Consider the following 8,932-nt stretch of genomic DNA (forward strand, 5'->3'; position numbering starts at 1 on the left):
CGGCAGCCGCCGGTCGCGGCGCGCCCACCAACGCAGTGTCGGGCTCGCGTCGGTGAGGAGCGCCGCGACCTCGGCGGCGGTCACCAGCGGGTCCTCGAGTGCGGTGAGCCGGACGTACGGGAGTTCGTGGCCGACGAAGCGGGCCAGGCCCTTCACGTCGACGAACCACGGGTGTTCGGGGATCCGCGACCACAGGGGGTCGCCCCACTGCGCGTACATGGCCTGCACCACGGCCAGTTGCGACCGGCTCACGGTCCAGGCCGGCCCGGCCTTCCGGTTCCAGCGCTCCGGGATGTAGTCGTCCTCCGCATCGTCCGCCGTGCGCAGTTCCCGACCGGCGTCGTCGAAGCGCGGCGGGCGCGGCCGGAGTTCGCCGCGCAGCCAGCGCAGCACCTGCAGGCGGGTGCGCTCGTCCGCGGCGGTGGCGAAGCGGAGTTCCGGCGCAGCGCCGCGGGACAGCGCCGCGTCCAGGTCCGCGGGAAGCTCCGACGTCAGCAGCAGTGCCCGCCGCCGGTCCGCATCGGCGGTGCCGGCCACGGCCGCGCGCAGGTCCGCGACGGTGACCGCGCGGGTCGGGAACTCCACGCTCTTTGCGCTCAGTTCGCGTACCCGCCGGCGGAGCGGCGCGGGTACGGCCGGGTTGTGCGCGAGGCCGCGCAGCCAGGCGCTCGCCTGGGGGATCAGCCGGTCGGCAGGTTCGTCCGCGGGCGCCGGGGCGGGGATCGTCGTCGGGGCAGGGGAGACCAGGGTGTCCGTGGAGAAGCGCATGACGACCATGGTGGAGATTTCGCGCGGCGGAATCCGAGGGCCTTCGGCGTAGATCCACCGGGCCGCTGAGCTGCACAATAGGTATGGTTCACCGGTTTGCCGGGGGTGCGTCCAGGCGGAGCGTCTCGGAGGGCAGCCGGCCGTAGGTCCGTGTGTACATGGTGGTGAAGTGCCGCCGCTGCGGGAAGCCCCAGCGGTTCGCGATTTCCGCGACGGTGCCCTGGGCCCGGCCGTCCGCGACCGCCCGCAGGTCGGCGTGCGCCCCCGCGAGGCGCAGTTCGCGCAGGTAGCGCAGCGGTCCCATGCCCAGCCGGCGGCGGAACTCGGCCTGCAGCGTGCGGACGCTCACCCGCGCCGCGGTCGCGATGTCGCCCACCGAGATCGGCTCGGCGACGTTCTCCTCGCAGTACGCGGTGGCCCGGCGCAGCACACTGGGACCCGCGGCGCGCGGCGGCTGCTCGGCGAGCGGCCGGGCCAGCGAATGCGGCTGGGCGGTCAGCAGCGCGTGGATGAGGACCTGTTCGTAGTGCGCGGTGGCCTGCGGCGAGCGGGCCAGCAGGCCGCTGCCGGTCATCCGGGCGAACTGCCGGGCCAGCGCGAGCCAGGCGCGGGCGTCCGGCAGGCGGGTGTCGATCGGCGCCCTGAAGACGACCGGCCCGGCCGGGGATTCGCCGAGCCGGGTGCGGACCGCCTTGTCCATCACGGACCGCGGTACGCACAGGAAGCGGGCGCTCGTGTCGGCGTCCCAGCGCGCGGTCACCGCCATGCCGGGGCTGACGATGCTGGGCGAGAACGGCGTGGCGCGGCCCTCGACGTCGAGCGCGGCCCGGCCCTCGTGGCCGATGCGGATGACGTAGCGGTCCGGCGGGCGCCCGGGGGAGGTCACCACATCGGTGCCGTATGCCAGGTCGTACACCGCGACGCGGCCGCTGTGCAGGGCCCGGAACGTGGCGTCCAGGGGGCCGCGTCCCACGATGTCCATGGCGTGCGGGGTGAAGTGCTCGTCGAGGAGCGGGTGCAGCACCGCGGGGTCGCTGCCGGCGTACAGGACGCGCCCCGCCGGGCCGTCGGCCAGTGGCCCCCAGCCCTCCGCACCCGGATCCGTATCGGCACCCGCATCGCCTAACACCGCGTTCCGCTCCTGAGGATTCGCGCGCGGTTCGTCCGCCCGTCATGGCCCTGAAACTCCTGCGCAAGATGCGCAACTCAAAGGTCCGTCACGGGTATTGGCGATTACTAGCCACGGAGCGCGGGTCCCGGCGCGATTCAGGGCACGGCCCCCGCGCGAACGGGGACCGTGCCCTGGCGGCACGTCGGCTTCACCGGTGCATTTACCAGTGCGCGGCGACCGCGTCGTACGTCATGCCCGGCCAGGCCTGGACAGGGGCCTCGGACGGCACGATCTTCCCGGCGCAGAGCCCGCGGTCGGCGAGCCCCTGGACGATCCGCGGGATGGCCGCGAGGGTCGTCTCGTAGCCGTCGTGCAGCAGGATCACGCCGCCGGGTTCGACGGTGAGCGCGTTGGCCACGATCTCGTCGGTGCCGATCCCGGTGTAGTCGAACGAGTCGACCGTCCAGAGCGCTTCGGTCATGCCCAGCACGCGCGCGTCCTCGCGGATCTGCGGTGTGGTGCGGCCGAAGGGCGGGCGGAACAGCACCGGCGCGGACCCGGTCATCGACTCGATGATCTGGTTCGTGCCGAGCAACTCGTCGAACGCCCCGGGCTCGCCCGCCTCGTCGAGGAACGGGTGGGAGTACGAGTGGTTCCCGATCCAGTGCCCGTACGCGGCCAATTCCCTTACCGCGTCCGGCATGTCGAGTGCGTGCGCACCCGTCAGGAAGAACGTGGCACGGGTCCACCCGGCGTCCGCGAGCGCCTGGACGTACGCGGACGTGAGCGGGGTGGGGCCGTCGTCGAACGAGATGCCCGCGTACCCGGCGCTGCACTGGCCGACCGCTGCCTCCGGGGTCTCCGGGGTCTGCGGTGCGGCGTGGGCGGGCGCCGGTACCGCGGCGGCCAGCCCGGCGAAGGCGAGCACCGCGATCAGGCGGCGCTTCGGTCCGGGCCGCTTCGGGGCGGCATGTCTCCCTGGCATCGCCGGGGTCAGCGGGAGTTGCGCGCGGGCGCGATCCGCTTGAGCGCCAGGCCGGCGCTGAACAGCGTGAACGCCGCGATCAGCGCCCACATGACGTTCGCGCCGGTGGACGCGAGCACCCCGGCGGTGCCCGTGGCTGCGACTCCGGTACCGGCGTTGTACATCTTCACCACTTCCTTTCCTTGTTGCGGGCGGCATCCCAGAACGCCTTCGCCTGGGCTGCCTGGAGGTAGAGGTCGAAGACCATCTCGACCACGATCAGCGACCCCAGGACCATCTGCTTCCAGCCGCGTCTGCGCACGGTGACGCAGCGCTCGGTCGCGAAGATGAGGGTCACGGTCATCCACAGCGGCTTGATCACCAGGCCGCCGGTGAGGACCAGGGACAGCAGGACCGAGCTCAGGTAGATGCTGATCACCAGCAGGCCGACCAGGGACAGCAGTTGGCGGCCCCAGTAGGCGCGGGTGACCGCGGTCCAGCCGTAGTCGGTGAGGTTCTCCAGGGCGCCGCGCTTCCAGCGCAGCCGCTGGTTGAACAGATCGCGCCAGGTCTCCATGACCTCGGTCTGCAGCGTGCACTGCGGCGGGCAGATGATGCGCAGCCCCGAGTGCAGGATGGCGAGGGTGAGTTCGTTGTCCTCGGTGAGCACCCGGGTGTCGTAGACCTGGGCTTCGCCGGGCAGTTCGCCGGTGCTGCGGGCGGCCACGACCTCCTGCAGGGTCAGGGCCCGGAAGAGCGTGGCGGTGCCGGTGAGGACGAGGGCGCGGCCCTTCAGGCGCTCGACGTCGCGGGCGTACCGGGCGTATTCGTTGCGCTGCAGCATGCCCACGAATCCGCCGCCGGGCTTGCCGGTGAAGGTGCCGCCGACCGCGGCGTACCGGCCGGTGGCCAGCGTCTCCAGGCCGTGGTCGAGGAACTCGGGGGCGAGCGTGGAGTCGGCGTCCATCACGAGGACCGCGTCGTCCGGGCCGAGCGAGGGCAGCAGCCGGTCGAGGACCTGGTTGAGGCCGCCGGCCTTCTTGTGCCGGTTGCCGACCGTCTCGTACACCTCGACACCGAGGCTGCGGGCTGTCTCGACAGTGCGGTCGGTGCAGTTGTCGGCGATCACGATGATGCGCTCGGGCGGGCGCTTCTGCAGCAGCAGCGACTCGATGGTCTCCGCTATCTGGGCTTCCTCGTTGTGCGCCGGGACCAGTGCGGTAATGCGCATGTACGCCGGGTCGGCGGCCGGCATCGAGCGGCGGCGGCGGCGCTGCGGCGTGAACCGGAACCGGGTCTTCGCGGGGCCGGCTGCGGCAGCCGGCGCGGGGGCCACCGAAGGCCGCGGACCGGGGAGCACGACGGTGCGGCCGGGCTGCGTCTGGGCGTGCCGAAGCACGTCGGTGGGGGGCATGGCTCCATCTCCGGAAGGCGTGGAAGCACGGGCCCCGAACCCGGCGAGTCATGATCTTGGGTCATCGCTTATCGATTTGTAAACCTGAAAATGGTCCCCAATCGGACCTAAAGCGACCCAAAGCCCAGGTCACACGGGTGTCGCTGTGCAACAGCCGCATAGTGCTGTGTCTGACATCACATACGGTTGCGTCTGGCAACCACTTTCCCCCTGGACACGCGAACGCGAAAGAGGGCTCCCACCGGAGTGGGAGCCCTCTCGTCGCGCTGCGTAGTGCCGCGCTCGCCTACTTCAGACGCACCGGCAGTGCCTTGTGGCCGTTGGAGATGAACGACTCCATCGGCTCCAGCTCGCCGGCCGGCACCGCGAGTGCGAGGTCCGGGAAGCGCTCGAACAGCGCGGGCAGCGCGATGCGCGCCTCCAGCCGGGCGAGCGGCGCGCCCAGGCAGAAGTGCGCACCGTGCCCGAACGCGAGGTGGTCCTTGTCCGCGCGGGTCACGTCGAACGTGTCCGCGTCCGCACCGTGCACCTTGGGGTCGCGGCCCGCGGCGCCGTACGCGACCAGGATCGGGTCGCCCTTCTTGATCACCACGCCGTTGCCGACCTCGATGTCCTCGACCGCGTAGCGCAGCGGCAGGTTGGCCACCGGCGCCTCGGCGCGCAGCGTCTCCTCGATGACGTCGTCCCACGACGCCGCGCCGGAACGCACCAGCGCAAGCTGGTCGGGCCGGGTCAGCAGCGCGTGGATCGCGTTGTCGAGCAGGTTGACGGTCGTCTCGTGGCCGGCCGACAGCACCAGCAGCAGCGTGTCGATCAGCTCGCTCTCACTGAGCGCGGCCGCGCCGCCCTCCCCGTCGCCTTCGTCGTCGCGCGCCGCGATCAGCACGGACGTGATGTCGTCGCCCGGGTTCTCGCGCTTGTCGGCGACCAGCGCGGTCAGCACCCCGTAGATCTGGACCATCGCGGTCTGCATGTCCTCCGGGGTCGCGGTGGTCCGGAAGATCGTGTCGACGCCCGCGTGCAGTTCGGGCTGCGCGCTTTCCGGCACCCCGAACAGCTCGCAGATCACGTTGATCGGCAGGGGGTACGCGAAGTCCTTGCGCAGGTCCGCCGCTTCGCCGGCCGGCGTGGCCGCCAGCGCGTCCAGCAGACCGGACGTCAGTTCCTCGATCCGCGGCTGCAGCGCGGCCGTGCGGCGGGCCGTGAAGGCCTTCGACACCAGCCTGCGCAGCCGCTTGTGGTCCACCCCGTACGCGGTGAACATGTTCTGCACCGAGACCCAGATCTGCAGCGGCCAGTCCGCCGGGATCTCGCCGTTGATCCAGGCCGGCCAGTGCTGCCGGGTGTCCTTCGAGACCCGCGGATCGGTCAGCAGGTCCTTGATCAGGGCCTGGTCGTTGACCGACCACGCCTCCACACCGCCAGGGAGGACCACCAGCGTCGCCGGCCCTCGGGCGCGGAGCCTGGCGTTCTCGCCGTGGAGGTCGCTTCCGGTCGGGTCGATGACGTAGGCGCTGGGCTGCTCGGCCACGTGCGTTCTCCAAGTTGTGGTTCGGATGGTGACGGAACCGGAGGAACCGGGCGGGGGGAAGCGGGCACCGCACCGGACGGTGCGGCCGGCGGGACCGGGGGAGCGGCCGGTCCGGCCGGGACCGGCGGGAAGACCACCGGAAGTTCGGCGAGCGCCCGGTGGAACGGACCGGGACGCCAGCGCAGTTGCTCGGCCGGGACGGACAGTTCGAGGTCCGGGAGGCGGTCGAGCAGGCGCTCGATGGCGACCGCCGCGATGAGCCGCGCGGCGTCCTTCGCCGGACAGGTGTGCGGCCCTGCGCTCCACGCCAGGTGCGCGCGGTTGCCGATCCGGTGGTCCGCGGCCAGTGCCGGGTCGTTGTTGGCGGCCGCGAAGCTCACCACCACCGGCTCGCCCTCGCGCAGCCGTACCCCGGCCAAGTCGATGTCCCGCAGCGGGAAATGCACGCCGTAGTTCGCCATCGGCGGGTCGGACCACAGGACTTCGTCGAGCGCGTCGTCGATCGGCATGCTGCCGCCGGACAGGCTGCCCGCGAACCGGTCGTCGGACAGCAGCAGCCGCAGGCCGTTGGAGATGAGGTTCTGCTGCGGCTCGGTGCCCGCCCCCATCAGCAGTACGAGCTGGTGGATCATCTCCTCGTCGGACAGCCCGACCGGGTGCGCCATCAGCCAGGACGTCACGTCCGCACCCGGCGTGCCGCGCTTGAGCGCCACCAGCTCCAGCATGCCCTCGAAGAGCAGCGCGTTGGCGTTCTCCGCATCGACCACGTCGAAGATGCCCGACATGCCGCGGACCAGCTTGTCGGCGGTGTCCGGCGGGCAGCCGAACATCTCCATGAAGACCAGCAGCGGGAGGGCGAGCGCGTACTCGCGGCGCAGGTCGACCTTGCCGTCCGGGGCGAAGCCGTCGATCAGCCGGTCGGAGCTGCGCTCCACGTACCCGCGCAGCACGTTCGGGTCGATCCGGTCCAGGCTGTCGGTGATCGCGGACCGGTAGCGGGCGTGCTCGGCACCGTCGGTGAACAGCGCGTTGGGCCGGTAGCCCATCATCGGCAGCACTGGGTTGTCGGGTGCGATCCGGCCGTCCGCGACCGCCTTCCAGCGGCGCGGGTCCTTGCCGAACGACTCCGGGCTGCGCAGCAGTTGCAGGGCCGCCTCGTACGACAGCACGAGGGACGCCTCGACGTGCGGGTCGAGCAGCACCGGTGCCACCGCGCCATGGTCGCGCCGCAGGCGCTCGTACACCGGCCCCGGGTCGTCGGCGAACTCCTGGCCGTACAGGGGGACTCCGGTCAGGCCGTGGGCCGGGCAGCCGGGCGGCGGCACGGCGGCCCCGGCTTCGCTGCCGGGCGGTATGCCGTCCTGGGAAGGGGAACTGGTCAACGCGGGGGCTCCTGGCCGGTCGCGGTGCGGGAGAGGAGGTACTGCACGAGAGCGATGAGCGCCTCGGTCGACGACCGCCGGTCGCGGGCGTCGCAGGTCACCAGCGGCGTCTCGGGCAGCAGGTCGAGCGCCTCGCGGATCTCCGCATCGGAGTGGCGCGGCGAGTCGGGGAAGTGGTTCATGGCCACCGCGTACGGCAGGCCGTGCTCCTCGAGCAGCCCCATGACCTCGAACGACTGGTCCAGGCGCCGCGTGTCGGCGAGCACCAGGGCGCCGAGCGCGCCCTTGGTCATGTCCTGCCACAGGCGCGTGAAGCGCTGCTGCCCGGGCGCGCCGAACAAGTACAGGACCAGGTGGTCGTTGAGGGTGAGCCGGCCGAAGTCCATCGCGACCGTGGTGGTCGTCTTGTCCGGGACGCCGTCCAGGTCGTCGACGAGGGCGCCGGCCTGCGTCATCTTCTCCTCGGTGTGCAGCGGCCGGATCTCCGACAGCGTGCCCACGAACGTCGTCTTGCCGACCGCGAAGTGCCCCACCACGAGGAGTTTCACGGACGTGCGCACACTGGGGCGCAGGTAGACGGCACCGCTGCCCTGCGCGCCGGTGCGGGCGTCAGAGGCGAGCGCGGAGTCCATCAAGGACCTCCTGGAGCAACTGGGCCGCCGGAAGCTCGGCCGCCGGGATGGGGGTGCGCGTCAGGATGTGCCCGGAATCCACGAGATCCGCCAGCAGCACCTTCGTGACGCTCACCGGGAGCGCAAGATGGACCGCGACCTCGGCCACGGACAGCGAACCCGGGCTGCAGAGTTCGACGAGCCGGCGCTTCTCCGGGCTGAGCCCGGTCAGCGGCCGGTCGCCGGGTGCGAAGACCAGGGTGACCAGGTCGAACGTGTTGCGGCTGGGGTGCGCGCGGCCGTCGGTGACGACGTACGGCCGGACCAGGCCCTTGCCGCGGCCGCGGCCGCCCGGCGCGGCGGCGCGGGACGGACCCGCGCCCGCGGCGTCCGATGAGTCGGCGGATCCGGCCCCCGGGCCCGGACTGCGCCGACTCATGTCCGGCTGCCCGTGTTCTGCCGCGGGGGACTGGTCAATTCCTTGCCGAGCCGGTCGACCAGCTTCTGCATGGCGTAGGTGACCGCCTCCATGTCCACGTTCTCGGACGCCGAGACGGACAGGTAGGCGCCGGGGCCGGCCGCGACCAGGAACACGTACCCGCCGTCGAACTCGACGAGGGTCTGCCGCCACGGGGTCTCCGCCGGACCGGCGAACTCCGAGGTGCTGCGGCTGATCGACTGGAGGCCGGACAGCGCGGCGGCCTGCCGGTCCGCCTCGTCGCGGTCGATGCCGCGCGAGTGCGCCCGCAGCATCCCGTCCGCGGACAGCAGGATGGCGTGCCGCGCCTCGGGGACCTTCAGGGCCTCGTCGAGCATCCAGCCAAGCTCGTTCTCACCGTGCTCGTTCATGACTGTGCGATCCCCTTGTCCTGATCGTCGCCATCGCTGCCGCGTTCGCGCGGTCCGGTGGTCTCGGGCGCGCCGCCGGATTCCGGAGCGCCCTGCACGGCGGCCCGGCCGGACCGGGTGCCGCGGGCGAATGCCCCCATGCGGGACGCGGTTTCGTGTACCGAGCGGACCGGTGCGGAGTCGGCGTCCGGTTCCGCGGCCGGGCCGGTGCGGGGGTCGGCGGTCCCGCCGGGCGCGGCTGCGGGTGCGGCCGCGGCGCCGGGCTCGGGTGCCGCCGCGGCGGGCTCCGCGGCCGGCACGCG

The 8,932-nt window shown here is 72.2% G+C and carries 10 protein-coding genes and 1 pseudogene; all 11 read right to left on the reverse strand.

Annotation, left to right across the window (positions count from 1 at the left end; translation table 11 throughout):
- Positions 1 to 768: hypothetical protein (locus tag LZ495_RS43275; protein WP_235058803.1), on the reverse strand; the 768-nt coding region annotated here is incomplete at its 3' end.
- 88 nt (positions 769 to 856) lie between these two features.
- A complete protein-coding gene (locus LZ495_RS43280) occupies positions 857 to 1,897 on the reverse strand; it encodes an AraC family transcriptional regulator (RefSeq protein ID WP_235058804.1) in 1,041 nt (346 codons plus the stop codon).
- Between the two features lie 202 nt (positions 1,898 to 2,099).
- On the reverse strand, positions 2,100 to 2,864 hold the full coding sequence (locus LZ495_RS43285) for a polysaccharide deacetylase family protein (RefSeq protein WP_235058805.1): 765 nt from the start codon (positions 2,862 to 2,864) through the stop codon (positions 2,100 to 2,102).
- A gap of 8 nt (positions 2,865 to 2,872) precedes the next feature.
- On the reverse strand, positions 2,873 to 3,034 hold the full coding sequence (locus tag LZ495_RS43290; RefSeq protein ID WP_235058806.1) for a hypothetical protein: 162 nt from the start codon (positions 3,032 to 3,034) through the stop codon (positions 2,873 to 2,875).
- Positions 3,031 to 4,257 (reverse strand): glycosyltransferase family 2 protein, encoded by a 1,227-nt coding sequence (locus tag LZ495_RS43295; RefSeq protein WP_235058807.1) that lies wholly within the window; start codon positions 4,255 to 4,257, stop codon positions 3,031 to 3,033. The genes LZ495_RS43290 and LZ495_RS43295 overlap by 4 nt, the downstream gene beginning before the upstream one ends.
- Positions 4,258 to 4,543: 286 nt before the next feature.
- Entirely contained in the window at positions 4,544 to 5,674 is a 1,131-nt protein-coding gene (locus tag LZ495_RS43300) for a cytochrome P450 family protein (protein WP_235058810.1), read from the reverse strand.
- A complete protein-coding gene (locus LZ495_RS43305; protein WP_372498731.1) occupies positions 5,641 to 7,170 on the reverse strand; it encodes a cytochrome P450 in 1,530 nt (509 codons plus the stop codon). The genes LZ495_RS43300 and LZ495_RS43305 overlap by 34 nt, the downstream gene beginning before the upstream one ends.
- The gene (locus LZ495_RS43310) at positions 7,167 to 7,802 is read right to left on the reverse strand and encodes a GTP-binding protein (protein WP_235058808.1); all 636 of its coding nucleotides are present in this window, start codon (positions 7,800 to 7,802) and stop codon (positions 7,167 to 7,169) included. The genes LZ495_RS43305 and LZ495_RS43310 overlap by 4 nt, the downstream gene beginning before the upstream one ends.
- Positions 7,780 to 8,109, reverse strand: coding sequence for a DUF742 domain-containing protein (locus LZ495_RS43315; protein ID WP_235058812.1), 330 nt, complete (start codon positions 8,107 to 8,109; stop codon positions 7,780 to 7,782). Before LZ495_RS43315 ends, LZ495_RS43310 begins: the two co-directional genes overlap by 23 nt.
- 107 nt (positions 8,110 to 8,216) lie before the next feature.
- Positions 8,217 to 8,630 carry a roadblock/LC7 domain-containing protein gene (locus tag LZ495_RS43320; protein ID WP_235058809.1) on the reverse strand — a complete coding sequence of 138 codons (414 nt, stop codon included), beginning with the start codon at positions 8,628 to 8,630 and terminating at the stop codon, positions 8,217 to 8,219.
- Positions 8,627 to 8,932, reverse strand: a pseudogene (locus LZ495_RS43325) (hypothetical protein); the annotation flags it as partial. The pseudogene LZ495_RS43325 and the gene LZ495_RS43320, both read right to left, overlap by 4 nt.

This window comes from Yinghuangia soli (assembly GCF_021502675.1).
In the GTDB taxonomy this organism is placed as follows: Bacteria; Actinomycetota; Actinomycetes; order Streptomycetales; family Streptomycetaceae; genus Yinghuangia; species Yinghuangia soli.

Coding starts and splice junctions, on each gene's coding strand:
- LZ495_RS43320 (WP_235058809.1), bottom strand. CDS start 8,630: ATGAACGAGCACGGTGAGAACGAGCTTGGCTGGATGCTCGACGAGGCC.
- LZ495_RS43310 (WP_235058808.1), bottom strand. CDS start 7,802: ATGGACTCCGCGCTCGCCTCTGACGCCCGCACCGGCGCGCAGGGCAGC.
- LZ495_RS43285 (WP_235058805.1), bottom strand. CDS start 2,864: ATGCCAGGGAGACATGCCGCCCCGAAGCGGCCCGGACCGAAGCGCCGC.
- LZ495_RS43295 (WP_235058807.1), bottom strand. CDS start 4,257: ATGCCCCCCACCGACGTGCTTCGGCACGCCCAGACGCAGCCCGGCCGC.